The sequence below is a fragment of the Aliivibrio logei genome, from assembly GCF_001691055.1.
Classification (GTDB): domain Bacteria; phylum Pseudomonadota; class Gammaproteobacteria; order Enterobacterales; family Vibrionaceae; genus Aliivibrio; species Aliivibrio salmonicida.
This window is the reverse complement of record NZ_MAJU01000008.1, coordinates 935,166-954,179: the sequence shown is the minus strand read 5'-3', so window position 1 is coordinate 954,179 and position 19,014 is coordinate 935,166. Positions and strand designations below refer to the sequence as shown.

The following is a 19,014-nucleotide window of genomic DNA, read 5'->3' as shown; positions in this document are numbered from 1 at the left end:
CGCTTTGCAGCAGCTAACCATTGCAATTGATGCGATGGGAGGGGACTTCGGTCCCCAAGTTACAGTGCCTGCCGTCGTGCAGGCATTGTCGCAATTCCCTGAGCTAAAAGTTACTGTCGTTGGAGATCGTGATGCGATTTCTACACAATTAACTCATCTGAATTATACTCTAAATCCCCGATTTTCTATTGTTCATAGCGATAGCGTTATAGGCAATAACACACAACCTTCAAAAGCACTCCGTCATAGTCGTGGCAGCTCAATGCGTATGGCTCTGGATCTTGTTGCTAGTAAAGACGTTGATGCTTGTATTAGTGCTGGTAATACCGGTGCATTGATGGGGTTATCTCGCTTTACATTAAAACTTCTTCCTGGCGTTGAACGCCCTGCATTAATAAGTCCGTTACCAACAAAAAACAATCAGCGTACTTGGATGCTTGATCTTGGCGCCAATGTCTCTTGCGATGCAGAAACATTGTTCCAATTTGCCGTTATGGGCTCTGAGTTAGCTGAACAAAGCATTGGACGAAAAGCCAAAGTTGCGTTATTAAATATTGGCGAAGAAGAAATTAAAGGCAACGATCAAATTAAGCGTTGTGCGGAAATGTTGAATCAATGTCAAGATATCGAGTTTATCGGCTATATTGAAGGTGATAAACTTTATCAAGGCATTGCTGATGTAGTAGTGTGTGATGGCTTTGTCGGAAATGTGTGTTTAAAAACCAGTGAAGGTGTCGCACATTTATTTTTAGATCAACTTAAATCACAGCTTTTAACGTCGAAATTCAAACAAATTCTAGCGAAATGGCTCTTTGGTGATGTCATTTCTAGCTTAAAAGGGTTGAACCCCGACCAGTATAACGGCGCAAGTCTGATAGGATTGCGCGGCATTGTTGTAAAAAGTCATGGAAGTGCAGATATATCTGCCTTTAACAATGCCATCAAGGAAGCGGTTCATGAGATCAAGCGTCAAATACCTAATCGTATTAGTGACCGCTTGGAGGCAGTTTTACTCGAGAGGCATTATTAGTCTTCATGTATAGCAAAATTTTAGGTACTGGTAGCTATTTACCAGCACAAGTTCGCACTAACGCGGACTTAGAAAAAATGGTCGATACTAGTGATGAGTGGATTCTAGCTCGTACAGGTATTAGTGAGCGTCGTATTGCTGGTGAAGGCGAATCAGTTGCTACTATGGGGCATCTTGCTTCTGTTAAAGCAATTGAAATGGCTGGAATTGATAAGAATGATATTGATCTGATTATCCTAGCTACAAGTACGCCAACGTATTCATTTCCGTCTTCCGCATGTGAAGTTCAAGGGTTATTAGAGATCCAAGGCTGCCCAGCTTTTGATCTATCTGCCGCTTGTTCTGGTTTTGTTTATGCTTTAAGTGTTGCAGATCAACATATTAAAACAGGCATGGCAAAGAATGTTTTAGTGATCGGCTCTGATGCTGTATCACACACATGTGATCCTACCGATCGTTCTACTGTTATCTTATTTGGTGATGGTGCGGGTGCGGTTGTTGTTGGTCAAAGTGAAGAGCCTGGAATTATTTCTACTCATCTTCATGCTGATGGTAAATTTGGTGAGTTGCTTTCATTGCCAGTTCCTTCACGTCGTAATGAAGAAGCTGATAAGTGGTTGTATATGGCCGGTAACGAAGTGTTCAAAGTTGCCGTTACGCAGCTTTCTAATTTGGTGAAGGAAACCCTTCATAAAAACCAAATGGACAAATCGGAACTTGATTGGTTAGTTCCACACCAAGCTAATTTACGAATTATTAAAGCAACTGCAAAAAAACTGTCGATGTCGATGGATCAAGTTGTTGTTACTTTAGATCGTCATGGTAATACTTCAGCAGCGACAGTTCCGACTGCGTTAGATGAAGCAGTACGTGACGGCCGAATCAAACGAGGCCAAACCTTATTGCTTGAAGCATTCGGTGGTGGCTTTACGTGGGGCTCTGCGCTCGTTAAATTTTAGTTTGATTGTTGGGATGTCATCCCACTTTCTTTCTTTGTTTATTTAAAGGAAATAATACCCATGAGCAATTTTGCTATCGTTTTTCCAGGCCAAGGCTCACAAGCTGTAGGCATGCTTGCTGAATTAGGTGAGCAATATGAAGTGGTAACACAAACTTTTGCAGAAGCATCTGAAGCATTAGGTTATGACTTATGGTCTTTGGTTCAAAATGGTCCAGCTGAAGATTTAAATCAAACATTTCGCACTCAGCCAGCATTATTAGCAACCTCTGTTGCATTATGGCGTGTGTGGCAAGAACAAGGCTTAGCACAACCAAGTGTTTTAGCTGGTCATAGTCTTGGTGAGTATTCTGCTCTTGTCTGTGCTGGTGTTATTGACTTTAAAGAAGCGATAAAATTAGTTGAACTACGTGGTCAGTTAATGCAAGAAGCGGTTCCTGCGGGGGTTGGTGCTATGTTTGCTATCATCGGCTTAGACAACGATTCTATTGCTAAAGCATGTGAAGATGCAGCACAAGATGAAGTCGTTTCTCCTGTTAACTTTAATTCTCCAGGTCAAGTTGTTATTGCGGGTAATAAAGATGCTGTTGAGCGTGCCGGTGTATTGTGTAAAGAAGCGGGCGCTAAGCGAGCACTTCCTCTACCAGTATCAGTGCCTTCTCATTGTGCATTAATGAAACCTGCAGCTGATAAATTAGCCGTTGCGTTAGAAAGCATTGAGTTCTCAACACCTCTTTTACCTGTTATTAATAACGTTGATGTTATTGCAGAGACGGATCCTGCAAAAATTAAAGACGCACTTGTTCGTCAATTATATTGCCCAGTACGTTGGACTGAAGTCGTTGAACAAATGGCTGAACAAGGTGTCGAAATGTTGTATGAAGTTGGTCCAGGTAAAGTACTTACTGGTTTAACTAAACGAATCGTAAAATCACTTAGCGCTGCAGCGGTTAATGATGCCGCTTCTCTTGAAGCTGCTAAGTAATTAAAGGGAAAATTAAATGATGAATTTAGAAGGAAAAATTGCCTTAGTTACTGGCGCTAGCCGTGGTATTGGTCGTGCTATTGCTGAGCAATTAGTGTCTCGCGGTGCGACAGTTATTGGTACTGCAACTTCTGAAAATGGTGCGGCGGCAATCGGTGACTATTTAGGCGAAAATGGTAAGGGCCTTGCATTAAATGTAACTGATGCTGAGTCTATTGCTGCTGTAATTAAAACAATCAATGATGAGTTTGGTGCGATTGATATCTTAGTTAATAACGCTGGTATTACTCGTGATAACCTACTTATGCGCATGAAAGACGATGAATGGATGGATATTTTAGATACCAACCTAACGTCTATTTTCCGTTTATCTAAAGCGGTTCTTCGTGGCATGATGAAAAAACGTAATGGCCGTATTATCAACGTAGGTTCTGTTGTTGGTACTATGGGTAATGCGGGTCAAACAAACTATGCAGCTGCAAAAGCTGGTGTCATTGGTTTTACTAAATCAATGGCACGTGAAGTCGCTTCTCGTGGTATAACCGTGAATACTGTTGCTCCTGGTTTTATCGAAACTGATATGACAAAAGCCTTGAATGATGAGCAACGAGCTGCAACACTATCATCTGTACCTGCGGGTCGTTTAGGTGACCCTAAAGAAATCGCTGCTGCGGTTGTCTTTTTAGCGTCCCCAGAAGCCGCTTATATCACGGGCGAAACTTTGCACGTGAATGGCGGCATGTACATGGTTTAATTTATAAAGTTGGCTTGAGAGTGACTTAAGTCAATTTTGGGTTAAAATTGCACTAAAAATCACGAATTTCGTGGTTTGACCAGCAATCTTAGCCTTGCAACTTTCTTATTAATGAATAAAATACAGCAAGTATCGCAAATCAGCGAAATCTGTAATTAGGAAAATAAAATGAGCAATCTTGAAGAACGCGTAAAGAAAATCATCATTGAGCAACTAGGTGTTGATGAAGCTGAAGTTAAAAACGAATCATCATTTGTTGACGACCTAGGCGCAGATTCACTAGATACAGTTGAACTAGTTATGGCTCTAGAAGAAGAGTTTGACACTGAGATTCCAGATGAAGAAGCTGAGAAAATCACTACTGTTCAAGCTGCTATCGACTACGTAACTAGCGCACAGTAAGAAATACCCTCCAGGCGGTCACTCTTGACCGCCTGAGTTTTTTTATACGCTACAATCCCTATCTAATTCAATTAATTCCGGAGAAATATATCGTGTCCAAACGTCGTGTAGTAGTTACAGGCATGGGTATGCTAACACCGGTGGGTAACACTGTTGAAGCAGCCTGGAAAGCGCTGTTAGCAGGCCAAAGTGGTATCGTTAATATCGAGCACTTTGATACCACTGAGTTTACGACTCGTTTTGCAGGTCTCGTTAAAGACTTTAATGCTGAAGAGTACATGTCTAAGAAAGACGCTCGTAAAATGGATTTATTCATCCAATACGGTGTGGCTGCTGGCATTCAGGCATTAGATGACTCGGGTTTTAAAGTTACTGAAGAAAATGCACACCGCATTGGTGCTGCTATTGGTTCAGGTATTGGTGGTCTTGGCTTAATTGAAGCCGGTCATAAAGCCTTTACTGCAAAAGGTCCTCGTAAGATCAGCCCGTTTTTCGTGCCTTCAACTATCGTAAATATGATTTCTGGTCATATGTCGATCATGCGCGGTCTACGTGGTCCTAATATCGCAATTTCAACGGCTTGTACGACAGGTCTTCATAATATCGGTCATGCTGCACGTATGATCGCTTATGGTGATGCTGACGCAATGCTAGCGGGTGGTGCAGAAAAAGCATCAACAGAGCTAGGTATGGGCGGTTTCGGTGCAGCTAAAGCACTGTCTACAAATAATGAGAATCCACAAGCGGCTTCACGCCCATGGGATAAGAACCGTGATGGTTTTGTTCTAGGTGATGGCGCAGGCATGATGGTTCTTGAAGAGTATGAACACGCAAAAGCGCGTGGTGCTAAAATCTACGCTGAATTAGTCGGTTTTGGTATGAGCGGCGATGCTTACCATATGACTTCTCCTACTCCAGATGGTTCTGGTGGTGCGTTAGCTATGGAAGCGGCAATGCGTGATGCAAATGTAACGGGTGAACAAATCGGTTATGTTAACGCGCATGGTACATCAACACCTGCGGGTGATGTTGCTGAAATCAAAGGCATCAAACGTGCTTTAGGTGAAGAAGGTTCTAAGAAAGTATTAGTGTCATCAACAAAATCAATGACAGGTCACCTATTAGGTGCTGCGGGTTCTGTTGAAGCGATTATTACTGTTATGTCTTTGATTGATCAAATAGCGCCACCAACGATTAATCTTGATGATCCTGAAGAAGGTTTAGACATTGATCTTGTTCCGCATACTGCTCGTAAAGTTGAGATGGAATACGCTATTTGTAATTCATTCGGCTTTGGTGGTACAAACGGCACATTAATATTTAAGAAAATGTAATAACTTGTTTGTGAGGCTTAATTAGTTTCACTCAGTTAGTTATACTAGAAAGCGGCTTGATATTATATCAAGCCGCTTTTTTCTGTTTGGAGTATTGTATGTATTGGGTTAACGGGGTAGTTACGGATTCATTACCACTCACTGATCGTAGTATTCAATATGGTGATGGTTCTTTTACGACCATGAAAGTTGAGCGGGGGAGAGTCCGTTTATGGGACTTGCACTTAGCTCGTTTAAAAGAAGCGTCAAAACGATTAGACATCAAGATTGAAGATTGGCTCCTTCTTGAAACGCAAATTGAATCTTGCGCCCATGAACTTCAAGATGGTGGCATTAAGATACTGATCAGCCGAGGGAGTGGTGGACGAGGTTATTCTCCTGAGGGCTGCCATGATACACAAATTATTGTGTCGACTTTTTCTTATCCAACGTATTATCAGAATTGGAAAGAAGGCGGTATTAGTTTGATGCTTTGCGAAACCCAGTTAGGGTTGTCACCATTACTTGCAGGTATGAAGCATACAAACCGATTAGAACAAGTTTTGATTAAGAAAGAAATCGCAAAAACAATGTATCTTGATGGCGTGGTTCTTGATCTTAATAACAAAGTTATAGAGACTTCAATAGGCAATATTTTTTGGGTGAAGGGTGATAATATTTACACCCCTAATTTATCAAACTCTGGTGTTGAAGGTGTGATGAAAGCACACATTTATGCATTGGCTAATTTACATGGACTAACGTTGTTCGAAACATCAATTTATGTAGACGAACTATGCATGGCCGATGAAGTTTTTATTAGTAATTCATTATTTGAAATAGTGCCAATTAATGCAATTGGCAATACGACTTTTGACAGTCATAAGTTGTCTCATTGGTTTCAGGAGAAATTGTACTCGTGCTAAAGAAATTTTTATTCCTTATTTTAATTATCATCATTGGATCTGTAGGTTTTGGATTTTGGAGCTATCAACAAGCAATTAAATTTACAGAGCAACCCGTTTTATTAGAAAAAGCCCAACTAATTGAAGTAAAACCAGGTACAAGCTACCGTAAGTTGATTCGTGAATTTGAAGAGAATAAATGGGTATCGAATACTAAATGGGCTCGTTTTACTCATAAAATATCACCAGAATTGACTGAAATTAAAGCGGGTACTTATTGGATTGAACCTAATCAATCACTTGCTTCGGTTTTGACGCAGCTAAAAACAGGTAAAGAGCATCAATTTTCGATTACTTTTGTTGAAGGTAGCCGTTTTTCTGAGTGGCAAGCGCAATTAGAACAAGCCCCTTATTTAAAGCATGAGTTAAGCGGGTTATCTGAAAAAGAAGTGGCCAATAAATTGGGCATTGATCGCGCGAAGGTTGAAGGGTTATTTCTGGCTGAGACATACCATTATACTGCGGGTATGAGTGATTTTGATATTTTAGCTCGCTCTCATAAAGCATTGGTCACGGTATTAAACGAAGAATGGCAGACTAAATCGGTAAATCTACCTTTAAAATCCTCTTATGAAGCATTGATTTTGGCCTCTATTATAGAAAAAGAAACGGCCATTGATTCAGAAAGAGAACGTGTTTCATCTGTATTTGTTAACCGTTTGAAACGTGGAATGCGCTTACAAACAGATCCTACTGTAATTTATGGTATGGGTGACAAGTATGATGGCAATATTCGTAAAAAAGATTTACGTACCCCAACTGCTTACAATACGTATACCATTAATGGATTACCGCCAACGCCGATTGCAATGGCTGGCCCTGCATCAATTAAAGCAGCATTACATCCGGAAACGAGCCGGTATCTTTATTTTGTTGCGGATGGAACGGGTGGTCATAAATTCACTAAATCATTAGTTGAGCATAACAAAGCAGTTAGAGCTTACTTAAAAACCTTAAGAAATTAATTATGTCTAAATTTATTGTTATTGAAGGCCTTGAAGGCGCGGGTAAAAGCACCGCAATTAAGAACGTATTAGCAACACTGGCTAAGCATGGAATTACAGCACCAGTGACGACAAGAGAGCCTGGTGGAACGCCGTTAGCAGAAAAAATGCGCGAACTAGTAAAGCAAGGCCATCCTGATGAGCCATTAACGGATATGGCCGAGTTATTACTATTGTATGCAGCACGAGCTCAGTTAGTTGGTAATGTTATTAAACCCGCTTTAGCCGCAGGTAATTGGGTGGTTGGCGATCGTCATGATCTGTCATCTCAGGCTTATCAAGGCGGTGGTCGTGGTTTTGACCGTGAGTTAATGGCGACCATGAAAAGAACAGTACTTGGTGATTTTACACCAGACTTAACTATCTATATGGATATTGATCCGAAGTTAGGGTTACAGCGTGCTTCTGCTCGTGGTGAGCTAGATAGAATCGAACAAATGAAACTGGATTTTTTTGAACGCAGTCGTGAACGTTATTTAGAATTGGCTAATAATGACGAAAGTATTATAACCATTGATGCAGGACAAGACTTAGATACGGTAACAGCATCGATTATTGCAGCTTTAGAAATATGGTTAGCGACGAATGGCAACTAAACTCTATCCTTGGCAGAAAGAGGTTTGGTCGCAATGGCAACAATTGATTGAAAATGATCGATTGCCACACGCCATTTTATGCGCCATGCCTGATGGCGTTGGTCGAGACCGCCTTGCTCAATATTTTGCTGATACGCTAGTTTGCTTGACACAAGGAATAGAACCTTGTGGTTTTTGCCATAGCTGTGGATTACTTGAATCAGGTAATCATCCTGATTTGCATTGGATCAGACCTGAAGTTGAAGGGAAATCTATCTCTGTCGATCAAATTAGGCAGTGTAATCAATGGGCTTTAGAATCATCTCAATTTAATGCAAAACGCGTTATTATTATTGATCCTGCCGAAAAAATGACAGAATCTGCCGCGAATGCTTTATTAAAGACATTAGAAGCGCCACCAAAGAACTGCCATTTTGTTTTACTTGCTAGTTCACCGCACAAGCTATTACCGACGGTTCGGAGTCGATGTCAGGTCTGGCATCAACCAAGTATTCCTGCCCCTATTATCCGCGATTGGTTAATGGAGACTGAACAATTAGATGTGACGCAACAATCAATTATAATAAATGCCTATTCTCCGTTACTTGTTCGTGGTTATTATCAGGAAAAAAAAGTCTTCCTGCATAAACAACTACTTGCCGAATTCACAGTTTATGCGGATTCTTACTTTTCCAATATTTCAGGAATATTACCTTTGTTGGTTAAATTAGGGGATGAAGGCCTATGTTGGTTAAGTTATTTATTGTCTGACATACAAAAAGTACAGCTAGGAGTCGGCACTAACTTAGTGCATTGTGATGAACTTACTTACGTTCAAAAACATGCAATTAAGCTCAACGCTGATTTAGTATACAAACAATATTTATCATTAAATGAGTTGCGACAACAGTTAAATAGTCATCCTGGATTGAATAAAGAATTATTAATTACTCAATGGTTATTTGAGTTTATTGGAGCGTAATGTGTTAATTGATTCACACTGTCACCTTGATAAATTAAATTATGATGATCTGCATGTTAGTGTCGGTGATGTTATAGAAAAAGCAAAACAACGTGGGGTTAGTCAGTTTTTAACGGTAGGCGTTACGCTTGATGCTTTTCCAAATATGATGGAAATGATTGAAGACCATCCAGAAGTTCATGCTTCTTGTGGCATCCACCCACTTGATGTTGAATCTAATTTCGACTTAGCGCTTTTCCGTGAGTACGCATCAAATAAAAGAGTGATTGCGATTGGTGAAACAGGGCTTGATTACTTTTATCAGCCAGAAACAGCAGAAAGACAGCGTGACTTGTTTACCCAACAAGTAGATGTTGCTGTTGAATATAATAAACCTCTTATTATCCATACTCGCCAAGCAAGAGAAGACACATTAGCAATTTTAAAAAATGGTCATGCAGAAAAGTGTGGTGGGGTGATACATTGTTTTACTGAAGATTGGGCATTTGCTCAAGCGGCAATTGAACTTGGATTTTATATCTCTATTTCTGGGATTGTTACTTTTAATAAAGCTTCTGAATTAAAAGATATAGTGCGTCGCTTACCTCTGGATAGGTTATTAGTTGAAACGGATTCTCCGTATTTAGCACCGGTACCTTACCGTGGTAAAGAGAACCAACCTGCCTATGTGAAAGAAGTCGCAGAGTATATTGCGTTGTTAAAATCGACTTCAGTTGAAGAAGTTGCGGAAAACACGACAAATAATTTTAAAAATCTTTTTTTGAATCGATAAATAGCATTTGTTGATAAAGCAATCAAAAGGGAGGAGATTACCTCTCTTTTTTTTGGTTAATTGATTTAATACAGGTTTATGTAACTATTTTACTAAGTAAACGTTTTCGTTAGATGCTTATTTACCCGATCTATTTTTGTTGCTAAAAATAACATTCCACTTTATGAGAATATTATCAATAATTGTTATTTTTCAATATGATAGAGTAAAGTCGACTTTTATGTGCAACTTTTATAAAGGCTTGCTTTTGTGATCACTGCAGGGTTTTAAAACAATAAATGAAAACATGCTAGAAAGTGTTTTTACATAGGTCTATATTTAGCGACAGTTTGATTATAGATACGAATACTTACAATTTGTTGATTACATAAGGCAAGGGGGATATTGCCGTAATGAGTAAGTAAGTAGGGTTCTTTATAATTGTATTTATAAATATTAGGAGCAAAACATGTTTAAAAACCTTTTTGCCAGTTTACAGAAAGTTGGTAAGGCACTTATGTTGCCAGTATCAGTTCTTCCTGTTGCTGGTATTCTTTTAGGAGTTGGTGCAGCCAACTTTAGTTTCCTTCCAGAAGTTGTTTCTCATTTAATGGAACAAGCTGGTGGTTCAGTATTCGGCCAAATGGCACTACTCTTTGCAGTTGGTGTTGCTCTTGGTTTCACAAACAATGACGGTGTAGCGGGTCTTTCTGCTATCGTTGGTTATGGCATCATGACAGCAACACTAGGCGTAATGGCTGAAGTGATGGGTGTTGATGGCATCGAAACGGGTGTTCTTGGTGGTATCCTTGCGGGTGGTGTTGCTGGTTGGGCATTTAATCGTTTTTACCGTATTCAACTTCCTGAATATTTAGGCTTCTTTGCTGGTAAACGTGCAGTACCTATCATTACTGGTTTTGTATCAATTGCGTTAGGTGTGATTTTATCTGTTATCTGGCCACCAATTGGTTCAGTAATTGCGTCTTTCTCTGATTGGGCTGCTCATCAGAACCCAGTAGCTGCTTTTGGTATCTACGGTGTTGTTGAACGTTCTCTAATTCCTTTTGGTTTACACCATATCTGGAACGTACCATTCTTCTATGAAGCGGGTTCTTGTGTAAATAATGCGGGTGAACAAGTTCACGGTATTATGACTTGTTTCCTAACCGCTGATGATGCGTCTCGTGCTGCGGGTAATGGCTTCGGTCAACTTGCTGGTGGTTACTTGTTTAAAATGTTCGGTCTTCCTGCTGCTGCAATCGCGATTGCACATTCAGCGAAACCTGAAAACCGTGCAAAAGTAATGGGTATCATGGCATCTGCTGCGTTAACTTCATTCCTTACTGGTATTACAGAACCGATTGAATTTGCATTCTTATTTGTTGCTCCTGTTCTTTATGCTATTCACGCAGCTCTTGCTGGCGTGGCATACATGCTGACTAACGCATTAGGTATTGTTCACGGTCACACATTCTCAAATGGTTTCATTGACTTCATTGTTCAATCTCCACATGCTGAGAAAATGCCTCTTCTAATTGGCTTAGGTCTTGTTTACGCTGCTGTTTACTACATCGTATTCCGCTTTGTAATTAAAGCAATGAACCTTAAAACGCCAGGTCGTGAAGATGAAGATGACAATGCAGCGCCAGCAGTAACTGGTACTGAATTGGCTGGTGAACTTGTTGCTGCCTTTGGTGGTAAAGAGAACATCACAAACTTAGATGCTTGTATTACTCGCTTACGTGTTTCTGTAGCAAGTGTAGAAGCGGTAAACCAAGACAGACTGAAACAACTAGGTGCAGCAGGCGTTGTTGTTGCTGGTTCTGGTGTTCAGGCAATCTTTGGTACTAAATCAGATAACTTGAAAACAGACATGAATGAATGGATTAGCCATAACTAATTCCTGATTTTATGAATGAAAAAAGGAGACTTTCGAGTCTCCTTTTTTATTGCCAGTCTAAAGAGTACGGTCTTTATTTTGAGGGAAACTGACTTCATGCTGTGAGTCTAACCAAGTCGGGTATTTTGTCATAATGGAAAGGAATAAGTGTGACTCTATAAAGTGATTAAGCCACTGTCGAGTAAGCGCATAGTTACTTTGTTTGAACCATTGAATATCCACAAAAGCAAACTGTCTAATAAATGGTAAAATGGCAATATCTGCAAAGCTGTATTGTTCATTAAAAAGCATTGTTGATTTTGATAATCGACTCTCTATCTTTTCCAAGAATATCTCTCCTTGTTCGCGATAATAGACGTCGGAATGCTCAGGGTAGCGATCTGAATATTTGTATTTATCTAACCATCCTTTGAATTCATGGTCATTCTCTTGAATTAAAAGATGCATCTCTTTTGTGGAATTAATAAGAAGCTCTGAGTCGATTAAAGCCCACTTCATAATATCCAAACTTTCATCTATAACACAGCCATTATCTTTAACTAAAACAGGCACCGTTCCTTTAGAGGACGCTATAAGTAGGGCTTCTGGTTTATGCTTTAATTCTATCTCCCGTAGCATCACGGTACGATGAGAGAGCGAAAGACTTAATCGAGCGCGCATTGCATAAGGACAGCGTCGAAATGAATAAAGTATTGTCATGAATTTACACCTTAGGAGAAATAAAAAAGCAGATCCGAAGATCTGCTTTATATTACTATTGTTTAGGACTGAGGTTATTCACTTTTCATCGCTTTACGAATACAGATGGCAGCGCCACCCCAAGTAATTCCTAAACCAATAACCATCATAATAATTGCACCAGTTGTCATATTAAGCTTCCTTACTTGTTTTATTAATAACAATCCCAACAACTAACATTGCAGCGATAAGACCCCAACCAAGGATCAGTAGATCTGATTGTGCATAACCACCGTAACCATCTGTAATCGTATTTACAATATTAGTTCCAAGGATAACGATTAAGAATGCAGGGCTAATAAAGCGGAGGCAGATTTCAAACCATTTACCTATTGTAAATTCAGATATTGCATTTACATGCTTACGAATATCAGTAAGTTTAACTAACCACCCCATAATAATGAGTTCAAGTAAGCAACTTGCAAGTAGAGCGATGTTATTAATAAAGTAATCGACTAGGTCAAGTAATAACAGACCACCATTGGTTGCAAATGCCATTGATACAACTAAACCTGTACCACAAACAACAGACGCTGCTTTTTTACGTGACCAGTTTAACTTATCAATAAAGGCAGAAGTCACGGCCTCAATAATAGAAATATGAGAGCTGAGTCCTGCAACAACAAGAGCAAGGAAAAACAGAGGACCTAAAATATAAGGAGCAGGTAATAAGTTAATGGCAGCAGGGATAGTTACAAAGGCAAGACCCACACCAGCACTCACAACTTCTGTTAATGGTTTCCCTTGTTCTTGGGCCATATTGCCTAAGATAGAGAAGATTAAGATACCAGCAATAATAGAAAAACCACAGTTGATCAGTACGGTCATGAAAGCATTGTTATTTATATCTGATTTCTCAGGTAAGTAACTTGAATAAGCTAACATGATTGCAAAACCAACACTTAATGTGAAAAATATTTGTCCATAAGCCGCTGACCATACTTTAGGGTCGGTTATTTTGCTGAAATCAGGTTGGAATAGATAGTTAAGACCATCTAATGCGCCCGGTAAGAAGACCATACGTCCAATAAGTGCGATAACCATGATAAAGAGTAAAGGCATCATGATTTTACTTGCTCGTTCAATACCGCTCTTAACACCGCCAAAAATAGCGGCGAAGGTAATCGCCCAAGCAATCAGCATTGGAATTGCTATATGCCATTGGATACTACCTAGTTTGCTTGGGGAGTTATCACCTAGTTGTAGGTATTCACCAAAGAAAAAGGCATTCGTGTCTTGTCCCCAACTTTGTGAAAAAGACATACTGAAGTAAGAGATAGCCCAACCAATAACGGCCACGTAATAAACGGCGATTACCGCTGCGATTAATACTTGGAACCAACCAAGCCATTCATATTTTTGATTTAATTTTGCAAAGGCACGAGGTGCAGAACCTCTGTATTTATGACCCATACCAAATTCCATTATCATAAATGGAATACCTGCAGTTAGCATGGCAAATAGATAAGGAATAAAGAAAGCACCACCACCATTTTCATAAGCCATATATGGAAAACGCCAAATATTACCTAATCCGATAGCAGAACCTACTGCGGCAAGAATAAATCCTGCTCGAGAACCCCATTGTTCACGCTTCATAAAACACTCCTTTAAAAAACTTTTCCCTGAGAATTGAAGCTTGTTTAGTATCATTCTCTATTAAATTTGAAATAAATTTGCTCAAACTAGATGGATTAGCTAAGCATTACAGGCAGATTACCTATTAATACTTGTTAAGGCAATATGAATAAAAGGTAGTGCAATTTGTACTAAATAGTCGATTATGCTGATTTTTTGGTTATAACTAGAGTATGGTTTTATCGGGGGGAATGTATATAAAGTTTACTATTGTTAATTAATGGTTAAATAATTGATTGTGTTTTTTTATAAAAAAGCCCAAATGATGGGAAAATAAGCATTTCATTTTAAATTAATGAAAATGAAATGCTTAATAGTCGAAGTATTGTGTTTTTTTAATTGTTAGAAATTGAAACGAAAGCCTACGTTAGCTTGAAATTGGTTCACCCAATCACTTTCGTATTTTATTACACAAGTGCTGCTTGTTGAGTTTGAAGCGCAGGTGCTATCAACACTACTATTCATCGAAGTCCCTAACCAGCGGCCCTCGAACTGCAATGCAAAATGATCCGTAAAATGGTATTGCAAACCAGCAAATGCGCCTGCGGAAAAGTGAAGACTGTCATCAACCCAATCAACGTCAGAGTAAGTTGTACCAATACTTAACCCTAAGAAAGAGCTTAGATTATGTGTTAATTGATAATCTAAAGCGCTTTGAAAATGTAAATATTGAAGTTTTGATTTGAGGTTTACACCATCAACATCATTAATTTGATTGCTATAAAACAAGCCAATTCGACCTAAATCATAATCGGTCTCAATACTTAATGAATAAGCGGTATCTGCTTTTAAATCGAGAATGTCATCATTAACGGTTTCAACTTCACCGCCAGAAGCGTAGCCAATGGAAGGCGTGATATAGATCTGAGAAAAGGCAGAAAGTGGCGTAAAAGCTAATAGTGTAAATAATGTTAATCGATTCATGTGTTCCCCTAGAATTCCATTTCATAGAAGTGATTATTATGCTGATATTGTGACTCTAATACCAACTTGATTGATTAACTGTGTCTATTCCTTGAACATACTTCAAATTGGTGTTAATTTTTTGTTACAAACAAATGGCAAGGAGCTATTATGGATCGTGATTTTAAATTCGCACTTATTACTACTGTCGCTGTATTTTCAGGCCTAGCATTTTTTGGAACGTTAGTTCTAACAGCCTAGAATGATGAATAGAATAAAAAAAGAGTAATAAAGTTTAATCTTTATTGCTCTTTTTAATGGGTCGAATGTGGCGTTTTGAGAGTGAAAAAGCACATTTTGTATCGATTACAATAGGAATGAATACAGAATCACGGCTTTTATTGATAAGTGTAGAGAGTTTTTTTATTATGTAAGTCTTTCATTTATCAATATATCAAGGCGAGTAGATGTCTTTCATTAAAATACTTTTTACAAGTGTTTGCCTTCTTTTCTCTGCTTCAAGCTTTTCCCTTTCAGAAAATTTTATTTTTTACCCTATGCCTATCCATGCAGATGGACAATACATTACGGCGCAACAACTTTTTCTTCGAGAAGATGGAGCGTTGTGGATGTATGATGTTTATGGTCAACTGCATTTGTTTGACGGTAAAAATATTTTCACGCTAGGTAAAAAATCTCAAACTGAATTACCAAGAAAAATCACCTTATTTGATGGGCGTTTTTGGTATATCAAAGACAATGTAATTAAATCATGGTCTCATAAAGAGGGGTTTAGGGACGAGCAGCCTTTACCTGCCTCAAAAAAAGTGAGCATGCTTAATAGTGCCAATGGGATGCTGTGGGGAAACGATGACGAGTACTTCTTTGTTTATAATCCGTTAACCGAATCGTTCTCGTCTTCAATGATAAATGAATCAAATACAAGTGTTATTCTGGATCAAATCACGATCACTGGTGCTATCAATGTTAATGGGCGTTGGTTAGTTTCTACCTCTGAAGGGATTTTTGAATTTGATACGACAACAGAAAGTTTTGCCCCTTTATATTTAGGGCAATATATAGATACGATTTTTTATTCGAAGGTGACAAATCAAATCATTCTAGGGACACATGACAGCATTTGGATGATGGAGTTAACAAAAAATAACCTATTGATTAAACAAAAGTTACCGATAAACGCGTCATTTATTTCTTTTGCAGAGACGGATGGGCTTTTTTGGTTTGGGACTGATGATGGGCTATATCAATGGAATATAAAAAACAAAAAATACCACAAATTTAATTCAGTCCTTAGAGATGATTACTCTCTTGAAGGAAATAAAATTTATGCATTACTTGCTGATAAAAATAATGGATTATGGATCGCGACAGATAATGGCGTCAGTTATTACTCGGATAGTAGTCGATTATTTACACGCATTCGTTATAAAGAAGCCAATGGCAGTTTAGACGTTAATGAAATTAATTCGGTCTTACAAACACCAGATGAGTTGGCATGGTTAGGATCATCTACTGGTTTGTTTTTGGTTGATTCAAATAATATAAAGAAAAGCTTACGAAAAATAATAGCAAAGCCAATTAATGATCTTTCTTATGATTCTGACTCAATATGGGCAGCAACGTCTTTTGGCGTGGAGAGAATTGATCGGTATAACCAGAAAAGAACGACTCCGGATGCATTAAAATCGTTATCGACACAAAACATCGAACATATCTTTATTGATTCAACCCAAACGTTATGGTTTTCAAGCAAAAAGGGGCTATATAAATACAATGTAGCAGAAAATAAATTGGTGCCTTTAGGTTTTTATTGGGCAATTCAACAGAAATACTCCACTCAAATTACGCACATTTATGAGAACAAAGATGGACGAGTTTCCATTGGCACAAATGTTGGTTTGTATCAATATTCTAATGGAGCATTAACGTTTGATTATGCTTATAGCCATACAGGCAGCATTTTAGATATGGCTGATACTGAATATGGTAATTCATGGATAGTAAGTAACTACGGCCTACAATTGACCCTGCTTAATGGGGTTCGTAAAGACATCAAACTCCCTGCTGAATATATAACCCCTCATTGTGTACTGCCAAGTAGCAAAGGTGTATGGCTATCTTCTAGTAAAGGGCTTTCTTTATACACCCATCAAGGCCGATTAATGAAACATTTCGGTAGCCAAAGAGGGTTAATTAATAATGAATTATTACCTAACCTTTGTTCTATTTCTCCTGCGGGTAAAATGCTTTTCGCAAGCAAAGATGGTGTGATCTTTGTTAATGAGCAAGATCTTATTGAGTATCAAATAACGAAGCCGAAGGTGGTCTTTGGCAAAGTAAAAGTGGGGGATCGTATTGTTAGTTATGGCGAGGATAATAAATTAACAAAACAAGTCCCTTATGGTTCTAGTATCTCTTTCTTATTTGGTATTTTACCGGAATTTCAGAATAAATATTTATCGTTTCAATTGATTGGTTCTAATGATGAATCGTGGTTAGATTTTGAAGGTAATTTGTTGATTTTTGATTCATTAAATCCAGGTAAGTACACACTACGGATCAGACCTAAGAATGATGGGCAAAGAAGCAGTAATGTCACAGAGTTTATTTTCTATATTGAAGTACCATGGTTTTTTGCTCCTTGGTTTGTTTTTTTACTTTTTGTCAGCTTGGTTAGTATTGTCATTACTATATATTACTGGCGCTCTAAAGAAATTAAGAGAAGTAATGAAAATTTAAGAAAAAGCGTGGGAGTAAAAACGAAGCAATTGAGTAATCAAGGGAAGGTATTAACATCAAGTAATCGCCAGTTGCAAAAGTTACTTACTGTGCGACAACATGTTATTGCTGAGATGGCAGAGCAAGCGCAACAACCGATTAAAGACATTCAAGTAAACCTATACAAAAAGGGATCGTTAACTAACTTGTCATTGGCTAATCAATGTGAGTATAGCTTACAGCTTCTACAGCAATTAACTCAATTAGAGTCGTTTGCCGATTTGCAAAAAAATAGAAGAATGAATCAAGTACTACAGCCGTTACTTACTGCCGCTATTAAGAGTTGGAAAGATGAGTTTCACTCTAAAGGAGTGGAGTTAATATTATGTGATGATTCTAAGGGGTGTTCTATTTTTGTTGAGCCTCTTTTTATCGATACGATTTTTAATAATATGCTATTTAATTTATTAAAAAGAAGTGATTTTGGACAACAAGTAGAAATTGTTTTATTTCATGATAATGGAGAGATCCACGTGCAATTCTTAAGCTCAGGAGAGGTCATCAATGACAACGAACTCGATGAGCTAAAACGAATTGATCTTTCTCAACACCTTCAAATCATGAGTCAAGTAGCGTTAGGATTATCATCTGTAAAATTGCTTACCATACAAAATGGTGGGCATTTTGTATTAGTTAAAAATGAAGCCGGTAATGGTGAAATAAAATTATCTTGGCCTGTGGCTGTTGATGCGCTAGTAGAAAGACCAGAGAAATTTAATTATAAGATTGATAATGATAAAGATGATAATCAACAACAATGGTTAATTGATGTGTATCGTTTAGTTGAACAGTCTTACGGTGATCCTACTTTTGGTACAAGTGCGGCAGCTAAATTGCTATACACCTCTGAACGCAATCTACAGAGAAAGTTTAAACAAATAACGCAGCGTTCATTCATGGAGTATGTAACAGAAATCAGATTAGAAAAAGCGTGTGAAATGTTAATTTCAGGAAATAAAGTGGCTAATGCAGCGTTTGAATCCGGATTTAATGATCCTTCTTATTTTAGTAAGCGCTTTAAGCGTCATTATGGTTTATCACCGACACAGTTTGTTTCTGAGAATGAAATTTTATAGCGATGGGATTTTATATTGTAGATATAAGGTAAGGGACTTTATAAGGAAAGAAAAAAAAGATCGTGGCGTCGCCGGGGGGACGACGCCACGGGTACCAAAGGCACCTTCGCTTGCTGCCGAGGAAGCAAGATTTCTCCTGTTTCCTCTTATAGAATAAAATTAAGAGGTCTCCCTCTCGATGGAATAACTATAATCCCACCGTCTTTTTTTACATATCAAAATAACGCCAATCGATAGGGAT

18 protein-coding genes are annotated in these 19,014 nt (G+C 38.4%); 14 read left to right on the top strand and 4 right to left on the bottom strand.

Going from position 1 to position 19,014, the window contains the following annotated elements; all coding sequences use genetic code 11:
• The first annotated feature begins 4 nt into the window (after positions 1–4).
• The 12 genes from plsX (at position 5) to ptsG (ending at position 11,619) form a co-directional block, all read left to right on the top strand.
• Entirely contained in the window at positions 5–1,030 is a 1,026-nt protein-coding gene (gene plsX / locus A6E04_RS08465; protein ID WP_023603840.1) for a phosphate acyltransferase PlsX, read from the top strand.
• A gap of 5 nt (positions 1,031–1,035) precedes the next feature.
• Complete coding sequence (locus A6E04_RS08460; RefSeq protein WP_012550753.1) at positions 1,036–1,989, top strand: beta-ketoacyl-ACP synthase III; 954 nt, start codon at positions 1,036–1,038, stop codon at positions 1,987–1,989.
• 60 nt (positions 1,990–2,049) lie between these two features.
• Positions 2,050–2,973 carry an ACP S-malonyltransferase gene (gene fabD / locus A6E04_RS08455; protein ID WP_065610859.1) on the top strand — a complete coding sequence of 308 codons (924 nt, stop codon included), beginning with the start codon at positions 2,050–2,052 and terminating at the stop codon, positions 2,971–2,973.
• Between the two features lie 19 nt (positions 2,974–2,992).
• A complete protein-coding gene (fabG, locus tag A6E04_RS08450; RefSeq protein WP_065610998.1) occupies positions 2,993–3,727 on the top strand; it encodes a 3-oxoacyl-ACP reductase FabG in 735 nt (244 codons plus the stop codon).
• Between the two features lie 168 nt (positions 3,728–3,895).
• The gene (gene acpP / locus A6E04_RS08445) at positions 3,896–4,129 is read left to right on the top strand and encodes an acyl carrier protein (RefSeq protein ID WP_017022099.1); all 234 of its coding nucleotides are present in this window, start codon (positions 3,896–3,898) and stop codon (positions 4,127–4,129) included.
• Positions 4,130–4,221: 92 nt separating this feature from the next.
• Positions 4,222–5,463: a beta-ketoacyl-ACP synthase II gene (fabF, locus tag A6E04_RS08440; RefSeq protein ID WP_012550756.1), complete on the top strand. Its 1,242-nt coding sequence runs from the start codon at positions 4,222–4,224 to the stop codon at positions 5,461–5,463.
• Between the two features lie 98 nt (positions 5,464–5,561).
• Positions 5,562–6,368 carry an aminodeoxychorismate lyase gene (pabC, locus tag A6E04_RS08435; protein ID WP_065610857.1) on the top strand — a complete coding sequence of 269 codons (807 nt, stop codon included), beginning with the start codon at positions 5,562–5,564 and terminating at the stop codon, positions 6,366–6,368.
• Complete coding sequence (mltG, locus tag A6E04_RS08430; protein WP_065610855.1) at positions 6,362–7,372, top strand: endolytic transglycosylase MltG; 1,011 nt, start codon at positions 6,362–6,364, stop codon at positions 7,370–7,372. The genes pabC and mltG overlap by 7 nt, the downstream gene beginning before the upstream one ends.
• Before the next feature lie 2 nt (positions 7,373–7,374).
• Positions 7,375–8,007: a dTMP kinase gene (gene tmk, locus A6E04_RS08425; RefSeq protein WP_017022097.1), complete on the top strand. Its 633-nt coding sequence runs from the start codon at positions 7,375–7,377 to the stop codon at positions 8,005–8,007.
• Positions 7,997–8,968 carry a DNA polymerase III subunit delta' gene (gene holB / locus A6E04_RS08420; RefSeq protein ID WP_065610853.1) on the top strand — a complete coding sequence of 324 codons (972 nt, stop codon included), beginning with the start codon at positions 7,997–7,999 and terminating at the stop codon, positions 8,966–8,968. Before tmk ends, holB begins: the two co-directional genes overlap by 11 nt.
• 1 nt (position 8,969) lies before the next feature.
• Complete coding sequence (locus tag A6E04_RS08415) at positions 8,970–9,740, top strand: TatD family hydrolase (protein ID WP_017022095.1); 771 nt, start codon at positions 8,970–8,972, stop codon at positions 9,738–9,740.
• 448 nt (positions 9,741–10,188) lie between these two features.
• Positions 10,189–11,619, top strand: coding sequence for a PTS glucose transporter subunit IIBC (gene ptsG, locus A6E04_RS08410; protein ID WP_017022094.1), 1,431 nt, complete (start codon positions 10,189–10,191; stop codon positions 11,617–11,619).
• Positions 11,620–11,676: 57 nt separating this feature from the next.
• Here ptsG and A6E04_RS08405 read toward each other — a convergent pair whose 3' ends face one another.
• The 4 genes from A6E04_RS08405 to A6E04_RS08395 form a co-directional block, all read right to left on the bottom strand.
• Positions 11,677–12,318 (bottom strand): glutathione S-transferase, encoded by a 642-nt coding sequence (locus A6E04_RS08405; RefSeq protein ID WP_017022093.1) that lies wholly within the window; start codon positions 12,316–12,318, stop codon positions 11,677–11,679.
• Between the two features lie 74 nt (positions 12,319–12,392).
• Complete coding sequence (locus tag A6E04_RS21140) at positions 12,393–12,488, bottom strand: MetS family NSS transporter small subunit (RefSeq protein ID WP_017022092.1); 96 nt, start codon at positions 12,486–12,488, stop codon at positions 12,393–12,395.
• Position 12,489: 1 nt separating this feature from the next.
• On the bottom strand, positions 12,490–13,956 hold the full coding sequence (locus A6E04_RS08400) for a sodium-dependent transporter (RefSeq protein WP_017022091.1): 1,467 nt from the start codon (positions 13,954–13,956) through the stop codon (positions 12,490–12,492).
• Between the two features lie 381 nt (positions 13,957–14,337).
• Positions 14,338–14,919: an outer membrane beta-barrel protein gene (locus A6E04_RS08395; RefSeq protein ID WP_065610851.1), complete on the bottom strand. Its 582-nt coding sequence runs from the start codon at positions 14,917–14,919 to the stop codon at positions 14,338–14,340.
• A 150-nt stretch (positions 14,920–15,069) separates the two neighbouring features.
• Between A6E04_RS08395 and cydH the strand changes: the two genes are divergently transcribed.
• Complete coding sequence (cydH, locus tag A6E04_RS21135) at positions 15,070–15,159, top strand: cytochrome bd-I oxidase subunit CydH (protein ID WP_017022089.1); 90 nt, start codon at positions 15,070–15,072, stop codon at positions 15,157–15,159.
• A gap of 206 nt (positions 15,160–15,365) precedes the next feature.
• On the top strand, positions 15,366–18,773 hold the full coding sequence (locus tag A6E04_RS08390; RefSeq protein WP_065610849.1) for an AraC family transcriptional regulator: 3,408 nt from the start codon (positions 15,366–15,368) through the stop codon (positions 18,771–18,773).
• The last annotated feature ends 241 nt before the right edge of the window (positions 18,774–19,014 follow it).

Bases quoted from the DNA above. Each gene is read 5' to 3' on its own strand.
- A6E04_RS08460 (WP_012550753.1), top strand. From the start codon at position 1,036: ATGTATAGCAAAATTTTAGGTACTGGTAGCTATTTACCAGCACAAGTT.
- fabD (WP_065610859.1), top strand. From the start codon at position 2,050: ATGAGCAATTTTGCTATCGTTTTTCCAGGCCAAGGCTCACAAGCTGTA.
- fabG (WP_065610998.1), top strand. From the start codon at position 2,993: ATGAATTTAGAAGGAAAAATTGCCTTAGTTACTGGCGCTAGCCGTGGT.
- acpP (WP_017022099.1), top strand. From the start codon at position 3,896: ATGAGCAATCTTGAAGAACGCGTAAAGAAAATCATCATTGAGCAACTA.
- pabC (WP_065610857.1), top strand. From the start codon at position 5,562: ATGTATTGGGTTAACGGGGTAGTTACGGATTCATTACCACTCACTGAT.
- tmk (WP_017022097.1), top strand. From the start codon at position 7,375: ATGTCTAAATTTATTGTTATTGAAGGCCTTGAAGGCGCGGGTAAAAGC.
- holB (WP_065610853.1), top strand. From the start codon at position 7,997: ATGGCAACTAAACTCTATCCTTGGCAGAAAGAGGTTTGGTCGCAATGG.
- ptsG (WP_017022094.1), top strand. From the start codon at position 10,189: ATGTTTAAAAACCTTTTTGCCAGTTTACAGAAAGTTGGTAAGGCACTT.
- A6E04_RS08405 (WP_017022093.1), bottom strand. From the start codon at position 12,318: ATGACAATACTTTATTCATTTCGACGCTGTCCTTATGCAATGCGCGCT.
- A6E04_RS21140 (WP_017022092.1), bottom strand. From the start codon at position 12,488: ATGACAACTGGTGCAATTATTATGATGGTTATTGGTTTAGGAATTACT.
- A6E04_RS08400 (WP_017022091.1), bottom strand. From the start codon at position 13,956: ATGAAGCGTGAACAATGGGGTTCTCGAGCAGGATTTATTCTTGCCGCA.
- A6E04_RS08395 (WP_065610851.1), bottom strand. From the start codon at position 14,919: ATGAATCGATTAACATTATTTACACTATTAGCTTTTACGCCACTTTCT.
- cydH (WP_017022089.1), top strand. From the start codon at position 15,070: ATGGATCGTGATTTTAAATTCGCACTTATTACTACTGTCGCTGTATTT.
- A6E04_RS08390 (WP_065610849.1), top strand. From the start codon at position 15,366: ATGTCTTTCATTAAAATACTTTTTACAAGTGTTTGCCTTCTTTTCTCT.